Origin of the sequence: Campylobacter rectus (genome assembly GCF_004803795.1) — a bacterium.
In the GTDB taxonomy this organism is placed as follows: Bacteria; Campylobacterota; Campylobacteria; order Campylobacterales; family Campylobacteraceae; genus Campylobacter_A; species Campylobacter_A rectus.
Map to the genome: position 1 here is coordinate 1,233,181 of NZ_CP012543.1, position 22,746 is coordinate 1,255,926.

At 41.3% G+C, this 22,746-nt stretch carries 17 protein-coding genes; 9 read left to right on the forward strand and 8 right to left on the reverse strand.

Going from position 1 to position 22,746, the window contains the following annotated elements:
* Nucleotides 1-226: 226 nt before the first annotated feature.
* From CRECT_RS05840 to CRECT_RS05850, 3 genes are all read right to left on the reverse strand, one after another.
* Nucleotides 227-2,824 carry an alpha/beta hydrolase family protein gene (locus CRECT_RS05840; RefSeq protein ID WP_171992687.1) on the reverse strand — a complete coding sequence of 866 codons (2,598 nt, stop codon included), beginning with the start codon at nt 2,822-2,824 and terminating at the stop codon, nt 227-229.
* Between the two features lie 3 nt (nt 2,825-2,827).
* Entirely contained in the window at nt 2,828-3,925 is a 1,098-nt protein-coding gene (locus tag CRECT_RS05845; RefSeq protein ID WP_002946206.1) for a hypothetical protein, read from the reverse strand.
* 325 nt (nt 3,926-4,250) lie between these two features.
* Nucleotides 4,251-5,267, reverse strand: coding sequence for an SPM autocatalytic domain-containing protein (locus tag CRECT_RS05850; RefSeq protein WP_171992688.1), 1,017 nt, complete (start codon nt 5,265-5,267; stop codon nt 4,251-4,253).
* Nucleotides 5,268-5,527: 260 nt separating this feature from the next.
* Here CRECT_RS05850 and CRECT_RS05855 point away from each other — a divergent pair, with 260 nt between their 5' ends.
* The 5 genes from CRECT_RS05855 (at nt 5,528) to CRECT_RS05875 (ending at nt 11,828) form a co-directional block, all read left to right on the forward strand.
* A complete protein-coding gene (locus CRECT_RS05855; RefSeq protein WP_171992689.1) occupies nt 5,528-9,106 on the forward strand; it encodes a hypothetical protein in 3,579 nt (1,192 codons plus the stop codon).
* A gap of 89 nt (nt 9,107-9,195) precedes the next feature.
* The gene (locus CRECT_RS05860) at nt 9,196-9,801 is read left to right on the forward strand and encodes a hypothetical protein (RefSeq protein WP_227932221.1); all 606 of its coding nucleotides are present in this window, start codon (nt 9,196-9,198) and stop codon (nt 9,799-9,801) included.
* Between the two features lie 75 nt (nt 9,802-9,876).
* Nucleotides 9,877-10,458 (forward strand): glycoside hydrolase family 24 protein, encoded by a 582-nt coding sequence (locus CRECT_RS05865; RefSeq protein WP_171992690.1) that lies wholly within the window; start codon nt 9,877-9,879, stop codon nt 10,456-10,458.
* A gap of 10 nt (nt 10,459-10,468) precedes the next feature.
* Entirely contained in the window at nt 10,469-11,020 is a 552-nt protein-coding gene (locus CRECT_RS05870; RefSeq protein WP_002946261.1) for a hypothetical protein, read from the forward strand.
* Between the two features lie 40 nt (nt 11,021-11,060).
* Nucleotides 11,061-11,828 carry a hypothetical protein gene (locus CRECT_RS05875; protein WP_002946177.1) on the forward strand — a complete coding sequence of 256 codons (768 nt, stop codon included), beginning with the start codon at nt 11,061-11,063 and terminating at the stop codon, nt 11,826-11,828.
* A 612-nt stretch (nt 11,829-12,440) separates the two neighbouring features.
* Here the strand turns inward: CRECT_RS05875 and lpxD are convergent.
* The 4 genes from lpxD to flgH form a co-directional block, all read right to left on the reverse strand.
* Nucleotides 12,441-13,397: a UDP-3-O-(3-hydroxymyristoyl)glucosamine N-acyltransferase gene (lpxD, locus tag CRECT_RS05880; protein ID WP_002946173.1), complete on the reverse strand. Its 957-nt coding sequence runs from the start codon at nt 13,395-13,397 to the stop codon at nt 12,441-12,443.
* On the reverse strand, nt 13,397-13,858 hold the full coding sequence (gene ilvN, locus CRECT_RS05885; RefSeq protein ID WP_163026421.1) for an acetolactate synthase small subunit: 462 nt from the start codon (nt 13,856-13,858) through the stop codon (nt 13,397-13,399). Before ilvN ends, lpxD begins: the two co-directional genes overlap by 1 nt.
* Before the next feature lie 8 nt (nt 13,859-13,866).
* Nucleotides 13,867-15,567: an acetolactate synthase large subunit gene (locus CRECT_RS05890; RefSeq protein ID WP_002946179.1), complete on the reverse strand. Its 1,701-nt coding sequence runs from the start codon at nt 15,565-15,567 to the stop codon at nt 13,867-13,869.
* A gap of 1,031 nt (nt 15,568-16,598) precedes the next feature.
* Nucleotides 16,599-17,300, reverse strand: a complete 702-nt coding sequence (gene flgH / locus CRECT_RS05895; RefSeq protein WP_004320797.1) for a flagellar basal body L-ring protein FlgH — start codon at nt 17,298-17,300, stop codon at nt 16,599-16,601.
* Between the two features lie 64 nt (nt 17,301-17,364).
* On the opposite strand from flgH, the gene pta reads away from it, so the two are divergent.
* Together pta and CRECT_RS05905 are read left to right on the forward strand one after the other, a co-directional pair.
* Nucleotides 17,365-18,750: a phosphate acetyltransferase gene (pta, locus tag CRECT_RS05900; RefSeq protein WP_050771516.1), complete on the forward strand. Its 1,386-nt coding sequence runs from the start codon at nt 17,365-17,367 to the stop codon at nt 18,748-18,750.
* Nucleotides 18,750-19,961 (forward strand): acetate kinase, encoded by a 1,212-nt coding sequence (locus CRECT_RS05905; protein ID WP_039888706.1) that lies wholly within the window; start codon nt 18,750-18,752, stop codon nt 19,959-19,961. Before pta ends, CRECT_RS05905 begins: the two co-directional genes overlap by 1 nt.
* Before the next feature lie 28 nt (nt 19,962-19,989).
* Here the strand turns inward: CRECT_RS05905 and CRECT_RS05910 are convergent, their stop codons facing one another.
* The gene (locus tag CRECT_RS05910) at nt 19,990-20,772 is read right to left on the reverse strand and encodes a hypothetical protein (RefSeq protein WP_004320810.1); all 783 of its coding nucleotides are present in this window, start codon (nt 20,770-20,772) and stop codon (nt 19,990-19,992) included.
* 165 nt (nt 20,773-20,937) lie between these two features.
* On the opposite strand from CRECT_RS05910, the gene CRECT_RS05915 reads away from it, so the two are divergent.
* Together CRECT_RS05915 and CRECT_RS05920 are read left to right on the forward strand one after the other, a co-directional pair.
* Nucleotides 20,938-21,879, forward strand: a complete 942-nt coding sequence (locus CRECT_RS05915; protein ID WP_039888704.1) for a DUF3137 domain-containing protein — start codon at nt 20,938-20,940, stop codon at nt 21,877-21,879.
* Nucleotides 21,880-21,909: 30 nt separating this feature from the next.
* The gene (locus CRECT_RS05920) at nt 21,910-22,227 is read left to right on the forward strand and encodes a hypothetical protein (RefSeq protein WP_004320789.1); all 318 of its coding nucleotides are present in this window, start codon (nt 21,910-21,912) and stop codon (nt 22,225-22,227) included.
* The last annotated feature ends 519 nt before the right edge of the window (nt 22,228-22,746 follow it).

Genomic DNA, 22,746 nt, shown 5'->3' on the forward strand with positions numbered 1-22,746 from the left:
GCCGACAGGCGTTTTTATTTTGCAATCACTGGATTTGACTTCACTATGCTCGCCCAAACCCGTCTCACGTTATGCGTGAGCCAACGCTACGCTTGTCTTGCTTCGCCGACTTCGTCGTTTCGCAATGACAAATTCTAGCAAATTTAAATTCAGGTCATATCGTTTAAATACGATACAAAATTCTTAAATTTACAAATTTAAACTCATTTTTGCAAATTCAAAGAATTTACGCAACAAGTAAATTTAAATTTACAAATTCCTTTAACGCTTCAAACCCGTTATTAGCTAAGCTTCCGTCTCTTAGCAAAGTATGATTTCCAAATAGTTCGCTTCCGTTTGTTACGCTATTTGCGATTAAGGTTTTATTGATTAAAATTCCGTCGTTTTTATCTATCCAAGAGGTATTTTCTGCGAATTTGTTATTATCTAGGTCGAAGTATGTTTTACCGTTTTTTCTTGATATTGTTTTTACTCCGTCACCGTTTAAATCAATCACAATAGGTGAAGTTTTAGTTGAAGCCGGGGTCGTATCAGGAAAAGTATCGTTTGGACTGTCGGGGTCAGGATCCGGATCTCTATCATCGTCTTTTATAGTGCCTCTTGCGCTACTTATTACTTCCGCCGTTAAGTCTGAGGACTCATCTACAACACAAGCATTTACCACAAATGATCTGTTGCCTTGAGGATAGTTATCGTCTTCCCAGGTGAAGTTAAAGTCTTTGCTGATGTCTCTTTCTTTAAATTCTATAATACTCTTATCCCCTTTCATACTGGTTACTACTTCTACTTTAAGATATTCTCCTTTATCCAGCTTTCTGTTAAGAGACAGGGTAAAAGGAAGTCCCCTGTCTCCAAGAGATTCTTTTAACCAGTTAGCGCTTCCCTCTTTATTTGTTACGGATACTTCTATCTTACTGTTTGCCAGTTTTATACCCAGGGATTTGTCTTCTTTGCTAAATTCGTTTATAGTTATACTCTTATCTCCCTTTTGCACTATTAGGGTAGATTTACCTCCGCTTTCGTTTAGTCTATACTCTATCAAGCCGTCTTTACTTACGTATGCCTCTTTATCCTTATCGTATGTTCCGCCCGTTAGCTCAACTCCGTCAAACACTACCTTGCCTTTACCATCGCTATCAAAGATGATGTCTTTATCTCCTACGTAGTAGGTGTCAAAGCCGTCTCCGCCATATAGTAGGTCTTCTTTATCGTCATTGTCCGTATATATGGTATCCTTACCGTTTCCGCCGTAGATAGTATCTTTTCCTTGTCCTGCGTAAATAGTATCGTCTCCGTCATCATCGTTATCTTTACCGTTATTTACTCCGCCGTATACGGTATTCTCTCCTTTGGAACCTCTTAGGTCTATAGTATCGTTACCTGAGCCTGCTTCGATGTAGTTATCGTGCTTGCCGCCTTTTATGCTATCGTTACCGGCCAAGGCATATATACGGTTATTAAAATTAGGCCTAGCTTGTATCGTTTCGTCCAGATTGACTCCAAATACTACATCGGTTTCCTTGTCGCTATTTCCTGCAGGATTACTATATAGTTCTTTTTTGGTTTCAATGTCAAAGTAATTAAAATTTACGGGTTTTTTATCGGGATATTTTAAAGCCGCCTCAAACATTTTTGCTTTATCTTTAATATAGTCGTCCGAGTATTCATCTTTATACTTTTCAAACTCTTTATAAGCTGGAGAGTCTACGCCTGATACTATGAAAGGGTTTAGGTGAACCAGGGCGTAGAGAGCAGATATCGGGATGGAGGAATTTGTAAAAAAAGAGCTGACCGACGAATCCCTATGTAGCAAATTTATGCTAAATTTAGTATCGTTTTTCTCAAAATCTATGGCTATATCTATGATGTCTTTTTGCTCAGCATTATTGCCGTTTACTATCTTGTTGATAACATTTAACGTTTTATTGGCAACCCGTTCTACTCCATTACCATTGTGTCCAAATAAAGCTGAACCCTTATGAAATCCACTTAGATAATCAGTTATTTCTTCTTCCCTGATACCATTTTTTATCATTTCGTCGTAGAAGTAGAGGATTTTAGAGAGAGCTGCCATAGAGTGGCTTTCACCTGAAACTTCTACGAGCTCTCCAAATCTTTCTTTCCACCATAAATTTGCTATAAGGCTGAAAGCGTCTTTAGCTCTAACGTCTGTTACGGATGTAGTCATAGGCGAATTTTGGTAATTATAAAAGGCCTCACCGGTATTTTTGTCGACATAATGTTTTGAGTTGATTTGTTCATTACCTATCCAAAAATACTTCTCACCATCCTTATATATTTTTTTATAAACTAAACTCTTTCCACTAGGTGCATTAAAAGTATATACTTTACTGAAGAGATCAGGGAACATTTTTGAAGCTATTTGAGCTAGTGCTCCACCCAGAGAATGACCTACTATTGTAATCTTTTGTTTTTCTGGAATTTTGCTTTCATTGTTTAATTTATTTATGAAATTAATCATATCTAAAGTTTGACTGCCTGGCATAGAGCTTATAGCCAAATTACCATCTGCTATTATAGTATCCTTGATTGTTTCATACCATTTTATGGGGTGAATTCCTATTTCCGTTCCCCTAATAGATAAAATGTATTCCTCGGTGTCTCTGTTTTGAAATAAGGTGGCTTGAAAGCCGCTTCCACCTTCTCTCTGTTCATAGCTATCTATAACCTTAAATTGCTTTCTAAAATTATACCTTTGCATTCCGGTCGTAGATATATCACCGCTATCGTCAGCGGATAGAAAATCCGCATATCCAGCCCATGCTAGTTCGGAGTATATTTTTAATTCGCCGTATTTACTCATCTTTTATCCTTTAAAATAAATTTTGATTAAATCTTCATTACATATTTTTAGGCTGGTCGTTAGATTTTTGCCGCCGCACACTCTAACCGTTCCTCCACTGCTTTGAGCGCCTAAAGACACGAGAGTATTGTTTATCAACCCCCATACGGAGTAAGTCCTATCCATGTAATCTTTTGCGTAAATATTATCCGCCAATATCTTGCCGCTGTCGTTGTCTATTATGTATGAGCCGTAGTAAAATTCTCCTCTTTTGTTGCTAATATCGGGTCGCTTGGAGCAAGAATTTGTATAATAATAGGGGTCGTAACAAGTCTTTAGTTCTATACGCGAAATTTCATTTGCTTTTACCTCTATCCTTGCTATGCATTTGTCGTCTGAATTTGACAATTTCTCTATTTTATTCTCAGGCTTATTTATATTTTTAAATTCAAGTATAGCCCATGCTATAAATCTATCGTCGTAGTCATATCCCTTAAAATTTTTATTAACTGGAAATTTATCTTTTGCGATTTTTATCAGTTTATTTATCACTGCTCTTTGTTCGTCCGAATATTTAGACATATCGTTATTTTCATATGGTTTATAGTCGATGTCTTCATAATTTTTTAAATTTGAGAAAAACTCTTTAGCAAGTGATTCTGTGTATTCTTTCGAAATGCTTTCATAAGCGACGTGGTAAAAGACGTTTCTTTTAAATAGACAATCTTTTGACGTATTGTCGTCTAAGTAAACTCTAAAATACCTATCATCAAGCCTATGGTTGTAGTTTAGTCGCTCATAAGGGTCTCTAACTCGTTTATATTCATAAAAAAATCCATCTTTTAAAATATCTTTATATATCCAAAAACGATCCGCTTTTGAGTAATCCATTTCGCCTACATATACGCCTTTTGGGCGAATATGATCGTAAACCGTTATTTTTGCGTATTTGGAAGCATCGCTCGTAAATATCACACCGATAAGCAAGTCATGCCCGCAAAACGCTAATGCCCAAACGATAGAAAACACAAGCCTTTTCCAAAAGGTTTTGAGCTTTTTCAAGCCCACGAATAAAATCGCCATTGCAATGCCAACAATGAGTAAAACTACTAACGCGAACATAAAAACGCTCCTTAACGATTTTTGCTTGAAAAATTATACATTTAATTATTGTTGAATGCCATAATACGTATGATCTTTTAATCCAAAATCTTTTAACAAGTTTTACAGTTAAGGCTATAATTGTGAAATTTTCAAATATACACAGAATAACGAAAAATACCCATAGTATCCCCTTTGGAGATATGGTAAAGCAAGGAGTGAAGTTGGCGCTAGCGTGTTGCATATTTAATCCTTTTTAAAAAATACATATGCAAATTTATATAGCCTAAAGAACTTTTCCGAATAGTAGCATTCTACTCTTACATATTTTAAACTATTATTAAATTTAGAAAAAGATCCTACCTAAGCTTTTACCACCCTCTATGGTATCATTGTTTTGATAGCCGTATAAAGTATTGTCGCTCTCATCTCCGATTACCGTAAGACGTAAGTCCTGACTAGACATAGTAACCCCGTCTGCAAATTTAAAAGGTATTTGATTGACACTCTGCGAATACCAACGTTTTATGCTTATGCTATCTTGCGTTCCTTTTATTTTTATATTTAGTCCGCTACCGTCTTGGTTAGAAAACTCAACCTCGTCTTTTCTTATATCTTCAAAGTATTCGCTACCGTTATCTATCTTACCATTACCGTTTCTATCGTAAGCTAAGAATGCATCATCTTTACTTATCCACCCGGTAGCTTCTTTAAAGCCGTTGTTATCCATATCGAAATTTACCGCTCCGTTTAGTTTAGATGTGGTTGTACCGTCTTTGTTTAGGTCTATTATGATAGGATCGTAACGCACGGGAGCGTTTTCGGGGTCATTGGGATCGGTAGGAACATCCGGGTTATTTGGATAGTTTGGATTATTGGGATTGTCCGGATCTCTATCATCGTCTTTTATAGTGCCTCTTGCGCTACTTATTACTTCCGCCGTTAAGTCTGAGGACTCATCTACAACACAAGCATTTACCACAAATGATCTATTGCCTTGAGGATAGTTATCGTCTTCCCAGGTGAAGTTAAAGTCTTTACCGATATCTCCTTCTCCTTCTTTAAATTCTATAATACTCTTATCCCCTTTCATACTGGTTACTACTTCTACTTTAAGATACTCTCCTTTATCCAGCTTTCTGTTAAGAGACAGGGTAAAAGGAAGTCCCGCATCTCCAAGAGATTCTTGTAGCCAGCGATCGCCGCCCTCTTTATTTGTTACTGATACTTCTATCTTACTGTTTGCCAGTTTTATACCCAGGGATTTATCTTCTTTGCTAAATTCGTTTATCGTTATGCTCTTATCTCCTTTTTGCACCGTTAGGGTAGATTTACCTCTGCTTGCATCAGTTACGTTATGCATTAGGAGCTACAAAGTGGCTTTTGCTCGAAACTTCTATTTCCCGTCCGGCGTTAAGTCCCGTTTCGGCAATTAAGCTAAGTCCGTCTTTGACTACTATGTCTGTTATCTTGGGGTTGTAAAAATTTTATACTCAAAGCATTAATAATTCACGGATTTTTTGCAACAAAACAGAATCTTTTTTATTGTTATTTAAGACATATTATTGAATATTCTCTAGGTTTGTGATAATATACCAAGCAAAAAGCGATCAAGGATGTTTTATGCCTCTAACCCCTAGAAGCCATACGAATTTCAAAGAAGATTTAATAGAACTTATAAAACTACGATATAAAGATACCGTCGATACAAATCGTCCTTTTTTCCTAAGTGACAAACCATTTATAGGCCACGGCTTTAGCCTAAAAGACGATATCGATACGATATGCGATCAAATTTACGGAAAAGAGAAAAACAAGGCGCTTCTTGAGGGGGTTAAAAAGGCTATAGCCGGTTTTAAAAAAGATAAAACCAAATCAAGCGATGAAAACGCCACCTTGCTTTATAAAAAAATAAATAAAGCCGCAAACGATTCAAAAAAGACTTCTAAATCGTCAGCTAAAGAACAGACGTCAAGTGGATCCTCCGGCAAATCTCCCTCGCCCTCTTCATTTAAAAACCCGTCCTCTCAAACCGAGAAACCTCAAAACCCTTTGCCCGAGTTTAAATTTACCTCCGAGGATCAAAAAAATGCTATCCTTGAACAAAAGCTAAAACCTCTCGTCCGAGAGATAAACAAAAAGCTAAGCGGCTCGCCTCTTGGAAATTTAGGAGATATTACGCTTGCTACCTCTAGTCAAACGTCCGGCAAGGAAGCCGCTTCATCCGATAAGCGATCATCAGGTCCCGGCAAAGAACACGTAGCTCTTCTGGCTTTTCTTTATCTTAGCGATAAAAAGGAGCTAAATCCCTCCCTGGTAACTTATATCAAGAGTAAAAATCGCTTTAGGGTTTGGTATTGGCTGGCCTATGAAAGCTTTGGCGGTAAAACGGGCGATAAATTTGCCAAACTAAGAGAGAGGATTTCAAGCAGATTCGGCCTTTTCGAGTATGACGCATATAACGAAAATTTAAACGGCTCATCCTCCTCTTTTAAGAACCAAACCGGCCTTAGCGCTTCAAATTCGACCAAGGTCGGCACGGAGCATATCGGCTTTAGCGAGTGTATAGATGTATTTAGCCATTTAAACGTAACAAAGATAAAATACCCTAAAAAAGACGAAGAAGACAAAGAGAGCGTAGAAGAAGCCACCTGCCTGGAGTTTATAAAAACCTACGAGACAAATAGAGTAAAGCCGAGTAAAGCGCCTAATTTAAATAACGGCTCCTCAAATAAAAACTTAAGCTCAAAAAAACAAAATCCGAGCCCAAGCGGATTTGGCGCAGAACCGGGCGACGCATCCGCCGCTTCAAAACAAGAAGCCTTGTTTAAGCTTTTTGCGGACAGGCTAAATTTTCTCTTAGCCCCCCATACCTCTAAAACCTTTAGTTTAGAAAACATCTACTGCATAAACCTAACCCTCACAGCGGGGTCTAACGCTTCAAGGATAAACAAGCTCTTAAGAAAAAGAGAGGAAGAGCTCTATAAACAAGAGAATATACTCATACTATGCCCGGTTAAAACCGCTACTCCTATTAGAATTTTCCAACCCAAAAAGAGCAGCTTTACCATAGTGCTGGCTAGCCAAACCCCATTTGACTGTAGCGAGCTAAATCCAAGAGAGCTAAATCCGAACAGAGCTAACTACGGTAAGGTAAATTTATGCGAGCTGTTGCTTACGGATTTTAAATTTAACCCTTATGAAAAAGCAAACGCCAAGCATACTACCCAAGATCCAAAAACCCCTACTACTGAAGAGATAAAATTTAAAAACGCTAAAACAAGTAGCAGGTCCCTTGATCCCTTTACGGGCAAATTCGTTTCAAACGATACGGTAACTCTTTACCGAGGCGAAGATAGTGGCGATAACGAAAACAAAAGCGAGGCAAATAGCAAAGAAGGTAAAAAATCTTCAAGCGATAAAACCAAACCGAAAAACCCGTACTTTACGTCTATTAGACGAGACGAAGAAGATATGGAGTATAAGCTAAAAGAGGGCATGGTAGAGATGAGTTGCTTTAAACAAAACAGCGACTCGGATCTCAAAGCATTAAATTCAGTCTCGAATCAAGCCTCGCCCCATAGGCTCACCTATCTAAATTTCACCCTCCTAAATTTTGCTAAGGAAAACAACTTTACCCTTAGAGACGATAAGGCTTCAGCTATGTTTGATATGAAGCTTCTTCTTGCCTACGGAAACGAAGCTACGCCTACTTCTTACTCAAGCTCGAACTTTACCCTTACCCTCCAAGATCTCATCATCGAAAATGAAAACGGAGAAGCTAGCGATATAGATAAAGTATATCTTCATCACTGCTCGGATAAAACGGTATATGAAAGCTCGTCTTTGGTAAAAAACAAAGACTCCGTATTTAAAAACTCATATACGGCTACGTTTAACATACCCATAGATAAAGAAAACAAAAAAGATACCAAGCTCATAATATATTCAAGCGATCTAAGTAAAACCCATACCACCAAAGATATACATAAACGCTCGGATACTGCGGTAATATCTCTAAGCTATAAAGATAAAAACAACCAAAGCTTTTGCTACCTAAGAAAAACCTCTCTAAGAGATATAACCGATAATATAATAAACGTTATCTCGGATAACGAGTATCCGTTTAAAACAAATGAGGACATAACCCTAAAGGCTATATATAAACAAGAGGAAAAAGACGAACGAGGAAACGAAAACAAAAAGTATAAAGAGGTAGTATGGGGATATAAGGTAATAAAAACCGTAGAGTATAACGAAGCATCAAAATCAAATCCTAAAGACGTCATACTCTTAAAGAATAAAAAAGACGAACGAATCAAAGAAACGAAAGATAATAAATCAAACAAAGAAGAAGGTCTAATAAAAGGCAAAGAGATAACGATCCAAATCTCAAAGGTGGTAACCAAAGACGACCTGGCCAAACTAAAACAAGGAGGACACTCTATAATATTCTTTGCCGCTCTTAAAGAAAAAGAGAAGAAAGAGAAAGAAACGGACAAGAAGAAAAAACAAAACGATAAGTTCAAAGATACGAATGAAGCTAAATTTCAGTTTAATACCGGATACGGTAAGACTCATATGAGGGTGGATATAAATAAAGAGTATGAAGAAGAAAATAAAGAGGATGAAAACTATAACGTTTTAAGAATAGAAACCAAAGACGATAGCGGCGACTATATAGAGATACTAGTCCCTAAGGATGAAATTTTATTTAATATAGAAGACGAAGATCCGCCTTTAGAGGATGATTTCTTGGTTTCTTTAGGTATCGGTGGACTTGCCAAAAAAGGCACGTCAAAGTTAGCCAAATATACAAAAAATATCAAACTGCCGGGAAGTTTAACTAGGGAAGAGATAGTGGGGATATTTAGGAGATTAGAGATTGGTGGAAGTGCTAGAAATATAAATTCTTCAGTAAGACTTGTTGATAATAAAAAAGAATTGGATCTGCTTTGGATAAGAATCTCCAAAGGATCTAAATTTATAGAAAAAAGATCAGTCCCCATAACAAACAAAAAAACCAAAATTACAACTAGAGAAGATATTACAATGCATAAACTGGATGACGGAAAGACTATTATAAAATATAGAACAGGGTCAAAGAGTGGCGGAGAGACGATAGAGATGGATGCTATAGGCAAGGGCAAAGGAATAGAACATGACTGGAAAGTACATATAAAAGGATGGGAACCAAAATGAAAGGAAAGAAAATGAAAACAGCAAAGATGATATGCGAATTGAATGATCAGGTTTTTAATGAATGTGATGAAATATTTGAAAAAGAAGTTGTGAGCGTATTTCTGAATGCTATACCAAATGCCACAAAAGCTAATATTTTGGAACTTATGGAATACTATTTTCTTCAGTCTATAACAATGTTTGCCAGGCATGAATCGGACGAAATGATGCCGCACTTGTCAGAAAACGAAAGCAACTACGACATAGACTCCCCAAAGCCAACCTACATAAGCGAATACATAGGCATAGTCGGAAATCTTTTTCTAGCCGGATACATAGACTTCTTATGCGACTATGACGACGATTATAAACAAACGGATTATCCTACGAATTTGTCTTACTACGGAAATTCCAAATACGAAGCTTGGGTATATTTTAGAGATAACTTTTTTTATAAAAAAAGGTTCGATAGAACTGACGAAGAAAACGACAATCATCCGGACTGGTTTGCCACCTTCTACTTTGCTACCTCTTGGGATAAGCCTGAAGACTGGAGTGGGAAAAATATAGTAGTAGCCGTAACGGAAAAAGGCAAAAAATATCTCAATGAAATTCTGGCTCCTAAATTTTACGAAAAGTATAAGGACGTAGAAATCTATCTTGACAATGAGGGGAATATAATAGGAAGCAATGCAGATACTGCGATAAAAGCCTAAACCCAAATAATGCAAAGATTCATAAGCTCGTTTAACGAGTCAAAGAACCTAACCAGAGTAGATAAAGGTATGTGGGTGGATGGGGATAAGGCTGTAAAGGTAGAGATAAATAGAGACATTGGAATTCTAAGAATAAGAGCTTTTATGTGTGCTATAAAATACGGCGAGGGAACGGCTGGAACTAATGGATATGAGATAAATGTCGGAGGAAAGCTATTCACTAGAGACTATGGAAAAGATTTTTCAGACCACCCGAGATACTACGTAAAGTCTGTTAATTCAACTGCCGCCGGCGCTTATCAAATAATGCCTGATACTTGGGATATGATTCTTAAAAACCATGGGAAGACTTACAGTATTACTGATTTTTCACCAGCAAATCAGGACAAAGCATGTCTAGTGCTAATAAAACATACAAGAGGCGCTCTTAATCTAATAATTAATGGAAAAATAGATGAAGCAGTTAGAAGTAGAACAGATAATAAGTTTAAAAGACTACATTATGAATGGGCTAGCATGCCAGACTCTCCGTATGGACAACGCACCATAACTATGGAAAAGTTTATGGAGTACTATATGTATCATTTGGAATTAGAAAAAAGAGACATAAGTGACTTGGCTATAGATGATGAAGAGATTAAAAGATTTTTAGATTAAAGGAGATGTTATGAAATTAAATATAATGATGCTTATTTTTGCTTTGCTCACATCAGCTTTTGGCGCTAAGCTGGAGCAAAAACTGGAAGCTAAATTTGACAAATACAAGGTTAAAGAAGTATATAAAGGTGAAATAAAAATACCAAAGAGTTACAAGAAGGATGAAGAGGGACTTTATAGAGATAAATTTGGTAAATTTGTAAGCAATCAGCAAGAATTTTACGTAAATTTTGCAGGTAAATACATGATAGTTACGCATAGTTGTGGCACTAGTTGCTATTATAGAACAGTAGAAGATTTAAGTGCAGGCAAGACCGTAAATATAGAAGGTATGGATAAATTTGACAATACCGAAACTAGACCATTATTTAAAGATAGTGAAATAGGTGGATTTGCTAAACTTTATACTAGAGAGGATAGCGATCTTCTAATGGCTAGATATGTAAATTTCGATACAGATGTTTGCAAGCAAGAGTATTTTGTGCTAAAGACACTCAAAAACGGCAAGAAAAAGCTAAAAAGCATATCAAAAAGAACGCCTTGCGATACACCTATAAAATAAAACGATTATGAAATTTAAAACTATATTATTAATGAGCTTGATGATAGGCTTAAATTTATATGGATTCGAGCCTTTAACGCCTAGTAAGGCTACTAAAAAGGCCTATAGTGAGTATGGGCAGGTTGATACAGGGGTATGGCGCAGTGCGGACTATGGCAGCGACTTTATACCTCCCAGCTTTAAATGCTATAATGCCAAAGGCAAATATAAATTTAAAGAGTACTCTTTAGAAGACTTTATATGCCAGTCGGACACTACTGCTTTTAGAGATAACTACTTTAGCGATCTTTATAATCTAATAGTGAAAGAAAATCCGAAGTTAAAAGATAAAGCGCAGAAGATAGCTAGAGAGAGGATAAGTAAAACTCAAAAAGAGTGTATAAATGAGTATTCTAAAGATTTTAGAGTGCAGTTTAAAGATAATTTTAGTATATCAGGCGCCATTCATTGCACTAGGTCTCATTATAGAAACTCCACAGCTAAACTAGCCTTAATGCTTTATAAAAACGATCAAAAGCTGTTTGAGAGAATTTACGATGAAGACTATGAGTATTTTAAAGAGGTATTTGAAGATACCTTAAAGTATGTGCCTATACTTTATTCCGAAGTAGGATTAAGCGGTATTGAAAAAACGGACGATAAGCCTTATGCCGAGTTTTTAAGAAAATATGATGATTATGCCGCTGATATCTATGGCGATTATCATATCCACGATCTATTATATATAGTATTGGTCCAATACTCCCTAATAGACGAAAAAGGTCATTTGGTATTGCCTGAGGATAGAAAGGAAGATGAGGAGGAGTAGCAAATTAAGATGACTCAAGATAAGTTAAGCGGATTTTTAGCTGTGACTACGTCTTGCTACTTACAAGACCTCTTATCATCTTCAGTAAAATATGATGGAGCTCTTTCGTATCTTTACTGTTTTATATCTAAACTCTACTTCGCTACGCTCGTTACTTTTAAAGAACATAGTTCTCATCGTAACTTACCGCTCCTTATGCTTGTATTAAGTTCCATTGAGCCTTAAATACTATCCAGTTGTTTGATCATATTTTCCAGTCCTAAGTTTTCGCTCATTGCATTTCTTAGATTATGCAAATTTCCAAATGCGGTTACTTCCGGTAGCGCTTTTATTCTTTCAGGGATGTTTATACTTGGTTGTTCGGTATATCTAAGATCGACCTTAAACCATACGTCATCGGCGGTAGTGGTAGTGTTATCGTTAAACGTAACGGTAGAGGTTATTATCCGTATCGAAATTTACCGCTCCGTTTAGTTTTAGACGCGGCGCCGTCTGATATTTATGCCTATGAAAATCAGCTTAGACCCCGTTGTTTTTTCTGTGGATTTTGCGTTCAAATTTACGCCTTTATGCCCTCAAATTTGACGGCTATTACGTAAAAGCCGTCAAATTTTAGTTCTTCTTAAAAAATCTCGCGATCTTAGCTTGCAGTTTGAAAAAGTCGGCCAGCTCCATTATCGGATATGCGCCTGCGTATTTTTTACCGCCCGCGATATCCTTTGACACGCCGCCGCGCGCCGCTATCTGGGCAAAGTCACCGACTTTTAAATGCCCCGCAGAGCCGCTTTGTCCGCCCATCACGACGTTTCGCCCTAGCTTGGTTGAGCCCGCTAGCCCCACTTGCGAGACTAGTATCGAGCCATAGCCTATCTCGCAGTTGTGGCCGATTTGCACGAGGTTATCGATCTTGGCGTATGCTTTTACGACCGTGCTTTCAAACACGCCGCGGTCTACCGTCGTGCACGCGCCAATCTCGACGAAATCCTCTAAAACGACGTTGCCGTTGTGGTAAATTTTCACGTGTTCGCCCGTTTTTGTGTGCGCGTAGCCAAAGCCGTCGCTACCGATAACGGCGTTTGCGTTGATACGGCAGCCGTTGCCGATAACGGTGTCGTTATAGATGACGACGTTTGGGTGGATGACGCAGTCTGCGCCGATTTTTACGTTATCGCCGACGTATGCGCCCGCCATCACGAGCGTGTTATCGCCGATCACGGCGCCTGAGCCCACGTAGACGTTTGGCATTATCTTTGCGCTTGGCGAAATTTGCACCGGCTGCGGCTCGGAGGCTAGAAGCTCTCTGGCAAAATATTCGCTCAAAATAGCGAAAGCAAGGTGCGGGTTTTCTACCACTACCGCCCTACTTTGCGCGCCGACGAGCTCTTTTAAATTTGACGCGACTAAAATCGCGCCCGCCTTTGAGTTCTCGATAAATTTAGCGTTTTTCTCGCTGTCGCAGTAGCCCAGCTCGCTAGCCCCGGCGTTTGAGAGCGAATTTAGAGCCGTGATCTCTAGCTCCTCGCCGCTAAATTTCAGTCCTAAAATTTTATAAATTTCGCTTAGTTTCATCATAGATCCATTAGCACAGAGCCGCCGCGAACGACGTCTGTGGGGTTAAATTTTTTGATAGCTTTGAGGAAATTTTCTATCCTGCTTGCATCGTCGCTAACCATGACGACGATGTAGTTCTCGTTGGTGTTGGCTACGATGCCGTTGTAGGCTTTTAGTATCGCGTCCAGCCCACCGAAATTTTCGCTTAGCGGGATTTTTACCAGCGCCATTTCCTTTTCGACGAATTCGCCGCTTTCGATGACTTTGTAAGTCGGTATTAGCTTGTGTAGTTGCTTTACGATCTGCTCTAGCACGCGCTCGTCGCCGCTAGTAACGATGCTGATACGAGAAAGCTCGGTGCCTGGGATCGGTGCAACCGTTAGCGTGTCGATGTTGTATCCGCGCCCCGCAAAAAGCCCGGAAATGCGCGATAAAACGCCGTGCTCGTTTAGCACGATGACTGAAATCACTCTTCTTATGCTCATTTTTATTCCTTGCTTTTTAAGATCATATTGTATATCGCCGCGCCCGCAGGAACCATCGGCAGTACGTCCTCAAATCTATCCACGCGCACGTCTAGCACCGCCGTTTTGCCGCAGGCCATCGCCTCTTTTAGCGCGGAGCGAAACTCGTCTTTCGTGCGGCACACGAAGCCCGCTCCGCCAAAGCCCTCCGCGATCTTTGCAAAATCAGGCTGCAGGCTAAGGTCGGTCGAGGAGTAGCGCTCGCCGTAGAAAAAGGTCTGCCACTGGCGCACCATGCCTAGGAAGTTGTTGTTTAGGATGATGTTAATGACGGGCTTATCTATCTCGGTGGCGGTCATCATCTCTTGGATGTTCATTAGGATCGAGCCGTCGCCGGTGAAATTTACGACGATGCTTCCCGGCATCGCGTTTTTGGCTCCGACGGCTGCGGGCAAACCAAAACCCATCGTGCCAAGCCCGCCGCTAGTTATCAGCTGGCGCGGCCTATCAAACGGATAAAACTGCGCGACCCACATCTGGTGCTGGCCGACGTCGGTGGCGATCACGGCGTCTTTGCCAGATTCTTTTAAAATTTTAGCCGTTTCGCACACGACCCACTGCGGTTTTATGATCTCGTCGCTATCTTTGTAATCCAGCGGATTTAGCGCGTCGTACCTGGCCAATATCTCGCGCCACGCGGTCAAATTTTGCTCGTTTACGGTTACTTTTTCCAGCATCTCTTCTAGGACGCAGTTTAGATCGCCAACGATCGGAAAGTGCGCGTTTACGATCTTTGAGATCGAGCTAGGGTCGATATCGACGTGGATGATTTTGGCGTGTTTGGCAAATTCGCTTAGCTTGCCCGTCACGCGGTCGTCAAACCGCACGCCCAGCGCGATGATTAGATCGGTCTCGCTCATCGCCATATTTGCCGCGTAGCTGCCGTGCATGCCGACCATCGAGAGTAGATTTTTATCCTCGTGCGCTAGGACGCCAAGCCCCATCAGCGTTTCGACCGCAGGGATGCCCGTCTTTGCGCTAAATTTACGCACGAGCTCGCTAGCGTTCGCCGCTACGACGCCGCCTCCTAGATAAAGCAGCGGGCGTTTGGCCTCGGCGATGACCTCAAGCGCCTTTTTGATCTGCTTTGCGTTGCCTTTGTAGGTCGGTTTGTATGTCGGCATCTTTATCTCGGTCGGATAAAGAAAATCCCCGACGGCCGCGGTTATATCCTTTGGGATATCGACGTGAACGGGCCCCGGGCGTCCCGAGCGAGCGATGTAAAAGGCCTCTTTTAGGATGCGCGGTAGCTCCTCGATACTGCGCACGAGGTAGTTGTGCTTCACGCACGGGCGAGAGATGCCCACGGCGTCGATCTCCTGAAAGGCGTCCGTGCCGATAAGCGAGGTCGCGACCTGACCGCTAATAAGCACCAACGGGATGCTGTCGGAGTATGCGGTGGCTAGGCCGGTGACCGCGTTTGTAAAACCGGGGCCGCTCGTTACAAACGCCACTCCGACCTTGCCGCTAGCGCGCGCGTAGCCGTCTGCTGCGTGCACGGCGGCTTGCTCGTGACGCGTCAAAACGTGTCTGAAATAACTCTGCTTGTACGTCTCGTCGTAGATGTTTAGCGCCGCGCCGCCGGGGTAACCGAAAACCGTGTCTACGCCCTCCTCGCGCAAGGCTTCCATCACCATGCGCGAGCCAGAAATGCCTTTTATCATCTGTATCGCCTTTTGATAAATTTGACCCCGATTATACAGCTTTCAGCTTTAAAAATGCGTAAAATCGGGGCTGTCGTTTTGAAATTCGGGTTTTTGCAACGGCTAAATTTGAGTAAATTTGTGAGCAAATTTTAGAAAGGGGCAAATTTGAATAATTTTTTAAATTTTACGCATCGAGACCCGCACCTTTAAGATGCTAAATTTGGTTTGGTTAAATTTGGCGTTATAAATTAGATTTTTTTACACAAATCAATCTTTCTTGTTAAAGGGGGGGGCTTGAATTACGCTCTACTATCAGCTACAGCCCCTAGCAGAGCAAAAAGCTCACTTTTATATCCGCTTGTCTCTTTTCTTTGGGAGAGGAAGGGGATTCTACTTACGAAGCGTCGCCCCTTCCTCTCCCAAGCCCTCTCTAACCCCACTGCACGTGAGAAGTTGCTGCACTACGTGCAGGTTCAAATTTGCGCTATTGCGCCGCACGTTTTTTAAATTTGGGTTTTCAAGATACAGGTCTCGGCGAATAAAATTTGCAAATTTGAGCGTAAAACGATAAGGCGCAGTATTTTTTCGTCAGACGAGAGAGCGTGTGTAATCGAAGCCGACCGAATTGCTTTCTGCTTGCAGTTGCGAGACAAAGCCGAAGCAAAAGAGCTCCCTTTTTCTTTTTTCGGGAGAGGAAGGGGATTCTACTTACGAAGCGTCGCCCCTTCCTCTCCCAAGCCCTCTCTAACCCCACTGCACGTGAGAGGTTGCTGCGCTATGCGCAGTTTTATCTGGCGCTGTCGCGCCGCAAATTTTTAAATTTACGTTTTCGAGATGCGGGTCTCGGTGGTCAAAATTTGAAGCCGAAATTTACAAATTTGACTTTAAATTTGAATTTAGAAATTAAGGCGAAGTATTTTGAGATGGATTTGAATGTTGTGCGGAAATTTTCGTCCCAAGACTAGACATATTGTCTGTCACAGGGCGAAAATTTCAAACTCATTCAAAGGCGCTCAAAAGACAAGCCATCTAGCTAAGCATAAAAAAGCTTAAAAAGGCCAGATAGCCTCCATAAGCTTCGTCCCCCACGGCTTCCTCGTCGCCCTATCCAAGTCGCCTTCGGTTTTATATAAGATTTTGGCGTCGGCGATGTAGCGCGAGTCGATTTCGTTGGCGTTTGAGATGTCGTAGGGGCGGATCACGCCGCTAAGCTGCATGATCTGCTTTTCGCCGTTTATGAGCAGTTCGCGCGAACCCTCGATGAAGTAGTTGCCGTTTTCCAGCACCTTGATGATGCGTGCTGAGATCGTAGTCGTAAAGGCCTCTGCGCGCACGCTAGAGCCTGCACCCGTAAATTCGTTTTTCGTGCCCGCGCTAAAGCCGATGTTGCCTACTTTATTTAGCTGAGTAGCCAGCGTGGATAGCGGCGCCGAACCCGCGCTAAATAGCCCTCCGCCCAGGTTTATCGTGCTGTTTTTGCTCGTGTCGTGCTTGCCGCTGGAGCTTTGGTTGGCGCGCTCGCTGATGACGACGGTTACGATGTCGTTTACGTTCATCGCCTTGCGGTCGGCAAAAAGCGGGTTGTCGCCGCGACCGAAAAGACTGCCCGCGTTTGGCTGGTTGTTGACCTGTTTGGCGGGAAGTTGCTCGACGTAAACGGGCGGCTTCATATCTATGCGGGGGTCGGCGCTAGGCAAACATCCGCTAAGAAACGCCGTTAAAACCGCGCAGAAGTAAATATTTTTTTTCACGTTTTACCTTATCCGGTGAAATTTTACGATAAAATAAGCAAATCAAGTTCCAAAAAGGAAAAATATGGCAAATTCTATCCTCACGCTGGGCGTAAATTTTCAAGAAATTTACGAAATTATATCAACAAAATTTGAAAATGTAGCCGTTTTTGATCCCGTCTGCGGTTTTTTCGGCCGCGAAAATACCGAAAGAGACTTTCAAAGCGGCAAAGAAGGCGATTTTTTTAAGAGCATTATTTGCGAATTTGACCGCCTTAGCGCAGGCGCTGATTTCGTACTCGTTAAGCCTACAAAAAGCGTCGCAAATATCGGTGAAACAGAGCTAAATTTGCAGATCGCTAGAAATTTAAACGTTCCCGTTTTTTGCCGCGAAAATTTGAGTTTTTTTACGCGAAACTCAAAGCTGATCGTAAGCGGAAATTTGGATGAGATTTTAAATGCGAAGCAAGATATCATCACGCCTTTGCGCTTTGAAAATTCGCTGTTTAAACTCGCCGCAAAAGATAAAAAAACCGTCGTTTTGCCCGAAAGCGAAGACGAGCGGATACTAAGAGCGAGCGAAATTTTACTAAAAAGCGGCGCGGTAAATTTGATCCTTTTGGGCGATGAAAACGAAGTCAAATTTGATGCGGATAAGCTCGGGGTAAATTTAAACGGCGCTAAATTTATAAATTTAGAAAAAAACGAATACGAAGAGCGCCTAACCGCCGCGCTTTTTGAAGCTCGCAAAAGCAAGGGCGTGAGTATGGAGCAGGCTAGAAAGCTCGTAGGTGATAGGACGTATTTTGCCACGATGATGGTACAAGAAGGACTAGCCCACGCCATGGTAAGCGGCGCAAACACGACCACGGCGCACACTATCCGCCCCGCTCTTCAGATCATCAAAACCCGCCCTGATAGCCCGCTCGTTTCAAGCTCGTTTATAATGTGCTTTGCAGAGGAGATCCTGATCTACGCCGACTGCGCGATAAATCCAAATCCAGATGCCCGGCAACTCGCGCAAATCGCCATAGCCTCGGCAGATACCGCACGAGCGTTCGGACTGGAGCCGCGAGCGGCGATGCTAAGCTACTCCAGCGGAGATAGCGGCAGCGGCGAAGACATCGACCTGGTTAGGAGCGCGGGCGAGATAGCGCGCAAGCTGGACTCCGCCATAAAGATCGAAGCTCCCGTGCAGTACGATGCGGCCATAGATCCGCTAGTAGCGCGCAAAAAGCTACTAAACAGCGACGTAGCCGGCCGCGCGAACGTTTTTGTATTTCCAAATTTAAACGCTGGCAACATCGGCTATAAAATCGCGCAAAAAAGCGCAAACTGCGTAGCAGTTGGGCCGATCTTGCAAGGGTTAAAAAAGCCCGTAAACGACCTAAGCCGCGGCTGCACGGTTGCCGACGTCGTAAATACGGCGCTAATCAGCGCGATACAAGCGTCGCGAATAGGAGAGAAATGATGCGGATTTTGGTTTTAAACTCGGGAAGCTCGTCGATAAAATTTCAGCTTTTCGATATGGCGGATAACCGCGTCATCGCTAGCGGTCTGGTCGAAAAGATCGGCGAAGCGAGCTCGCAAGCAAAGCTAAAAGACGTAGGCTCGGGTAAAATTTACGAAGAAAACGCGCCGCTAAAAGATCATCATGACGGGCTTGAGGCGATGAGGCGACTGTTTGCAAAATCCGGTATCTTGAATGATTTTAGAGAGCTGGACGGCATCGGACACCGTATCGTGCACGGCGGCGAGAGCTTTAGCGACTCTGCCATAGTTACCCCTGACGTGATCGCTAAAATCGAGCAAAACTCCGTCCTAGCGCCGCTTCATAACCCCGGCCACCTAGCCGGCATAAAAAACGCGATGCAAGAAACAGACAAAAACGGAAGCGGCAAAAAGGTGCCTCACGTCGTCGTTTTTGATACCGTATTTCATCAAACTATCCCCGAGTACGCCTACCGATACGCCCTACCCTTTGATCTTTGCAAAAGGCTGCACATCCGCAGATACGGCTTTCACGGCACTTCGCACCACTACGTGACCAAAAAAGCGGCGCAGTTTTTAGGCGTGCCGTATGAGAAATTTAACGCTATCTCGCTGCATCTGGGCAACGGAGCCTCCGCCTGCGCCGTGCAAGGAGGCAAAAGCGTCGATACCTCGATGGGCTTAAGCCCGCTAGAAGGCCTGATAATGGGCACTAGAAGCGGCGATATGGACCCTGCGGTGCTTACTTATCTTTTAAATTTAGGCGAGCTCACGGCCGAGGGCATAGACGCGTTTTTAAACAAAAAAAGCGGACTGCTAGGCATCTGCGGCTCAAACGACATGCGTGAAGTGGTCGTCAAGATGCAAGGCGGCGACGAGCGCGCGCATCTAGCTTTTGAGATGTTTTGCTACCGTATCAAAAAGTATATCGGCGCGTATTACGCGGTTTTGGGCCGAGTGGATGCGGTCATTTTTACCGGCGGTATCGGCGAAAACGCCCCGTATAGCCGCGAGAAAATCTGCAACGATCTCACGCATATGGGTATCAGGATCGATCACGAGCTAAATTTTGCCGCAAGCGGCGGTATACGAGATCTCAGCGCCTCTGACGCGGCGGTAAAAACTCTCGTAGTGCCGACTAACGAGGAGCTAGAAATCGCGCTAGAAACAAAGCGAGTGATAGAAAATTGATAAACAAAAAGTGCGCAATTTAAATATTTTAAATTGCGCACATAGGTTGATAGCAATTTTTTTTAAAAGTTATACTTACTTCACCATATTCGTCATCTAGAGTCTTGTAACTAATTTTAAGTTCATTCAAAAAAATAACAAGAGCTTTGTCAAAGCTAAAATACTCTACTTCAATTTTTTGGTTATACTTATTTTGTATAATTTCTTTAATCTTAGCTATTCTGACGCCAGAAATGATATCGCTATAAGCATTGTAAGCTAGTTTTTCCAATTCACCTTCCGAAATATTTTTTTTAAATTTAAAAATATATCCAATGTTGTCATTTCCGTATAGAAGTTCAAGAGCAGATATTACTACCAAGTGCTGTTGATCAATATCATATTTTTTTGCAATATCGCGTATTTCGTTTTCTACTATTTCTCTTTTTTCTGCCTTTACTCGTTGAAAAAGTTTTGAATTAATTTCTTTAATAAAATTTCTGTAGTCGTTAGCTTTATCTTCCAACTCACTCTCTGCAAATATTTTTGAAAATTCTTCAATATTTTCATTTAAAAAAATCGCATCATGTTTAGCTTTTTTGAAAAAATGTTTTACAATAGAGGTTTCTTTTTTAATTGTTAGCTCTTTTTCTTTGATAGTTTCATTAATCCCCTTACTTCCCTCTAGAATAGACAATAATGGACTAATAAATATATTTGGCTGGTTTAATCTTCTTAATTCTCGTTTTATGTTTTGATCTACTTTTTTCTTATTTAATAAATCATTACATTTTGAAATAACATTTCTGTCTAATAAAATAATTTTATCCATAAAACTCCCTATCGGTAAAAATCAAAGTAGTTAGTCTATATTGATTGCACTTAAAAAACAATAAGTCTATAACTATATTTCTTGAAAAATTTATACTTTTCAATTTATTTTATTTTAAGCCGCGCTCGGTCAAAATTTACGTCAAATTTAATAAAAAGCGAGCAGATGACCCTTTCGCAAGCATTTATATTAACCAAAAACAAACAAAAAGAGTGCCGAGCCGCAGCGGCCGGTTCGCCCACTCTTATCGCCTTTTGCGTCGGCGTTTTTGCACTATTTTTAGCGGCGCTTAAGATTTTTGATCTAGGCGGCGGAGCTGCCCTTGTTTTATTGATATTGTTCTTTTGTTTGCTATTTTGGCTATCGTCAAAGTCAGTAGATATCGACAGGGCACAGAACGAGTACAACGAATTTTACAAAGAAGTTTTCGTCCGAGCGCTCATCGGTGAGATCAACGAGAGCTTTACGTATAGCGCCTACGGCGGCATTTCGCAGAGCGAATTTAACGCGGCGGGGATTTATAGACCGAGCGTTTTTCACAGCGAGGACTGGATATGTGGCGTATATAACGGCGTCAAATTTAACTTGTGCGAGATTATTAGCCATGAGCGCGAATACCCTCGGATAAATAACAAATACGCCGCCATATTTATCCTGTTAAAATACGCGTTTGACAAGTATTCGGACTTCAAAGGCAGCGTGCTTAAGTGCGAATTTAATAAGAAATTTCACGGCAAAACGGTCGCCGTAAGCAAGGATTTTAATACTAAATTTTTAGGCGAAAAAGAGCTACTCGACGACATCAAATTTAATGAAAATTTTAGAGTTTTTACGACGGATAAGATAGAGGCGAGATATCTGCTCACACCTAAATTTATGGGCAAGCTAAATATGCTCAAGGCCTACAAAAACACGCTAAAATCGCCAAGTGCCGCCTTTATGGATGATAAATTTTATCTATTTTGCTTTAGTAGGAGAAATTTTTTCGAGGGGCGGCTCTTTGAGAGGCTTGATATCGCCGAAGCTCGCCGCGAGCAAAGATACGTGAGGCAGATGCTTAGCGTCATCGACGAGCTAAATTTGAGCTTGGAGCTTTATAATAGATAAATTTTAGGTTGTGGCGGATTTGGGCGATTTTTGCGTGATTTTATCGTCAAATTTATGCGGGTTTGTTGCGAAAATCTTGATTTACGGCACGGATTTGTCGTAAATTTGATGCCGTCGCCGATAGTTTTAGCGGTTTTATCGGCGAAATTTGAGGTAAATGTCTGTCGGTCGGAGTTTAAAATTTGCTACCGTAAGATAAAAATCGAGCTTTTTAATGCGATTTGGGCGCTTTTAAAAACGCAATCAAAACTTAAATTTGATCTAAATAAGGACGATAAACGGCTTACGCCGGAGCTTGAACCGAGCTTTTGCAAGAGAGACCGCATTACAAAACGACGGGAGCTTTGAAAAATATAAAAAGGCTATGAAATTTTAACCACGATGGGAGCGTAAAGATCGCCCAAGGCTAGCCTCGATTTGTCGGATACGACAGTTTTTAGGCGAAAAACCGTAGAGACTATGCTGTAATGAAACTTAAGCGGTCTTAGGGGCTGTACGTAAAGCCTGATTCGGTGCTTATTTATAAACTCGATAAAAATGACCGTTTTAGACCGCAATGCGCGTAAATTCTCGCAGCGAGTTAGGCGTTTTGCTTAACAAACTCTATCGTTTAAAAGGCCGTCAAATTCGTATCAAATTTGACGGCTGCATTTTAAAACGAAAATTTACGCATTGCTCGTTTCGGCCCGCCTTTGTCAAAAAACTTGAGAAATGCGGCGCGGCAACCAAATGCCCTCGCCAGAGCGGCTATCGTAGTCGCTAAATTTTTGACCAAAATTAACTTTTGATTAAATTTAGCAATAAATTTAAAGCAAATTTTGGCCTCTGTTTTTAGCAAATTTGGCGTCGGCGCGATGGTTGGGAGCT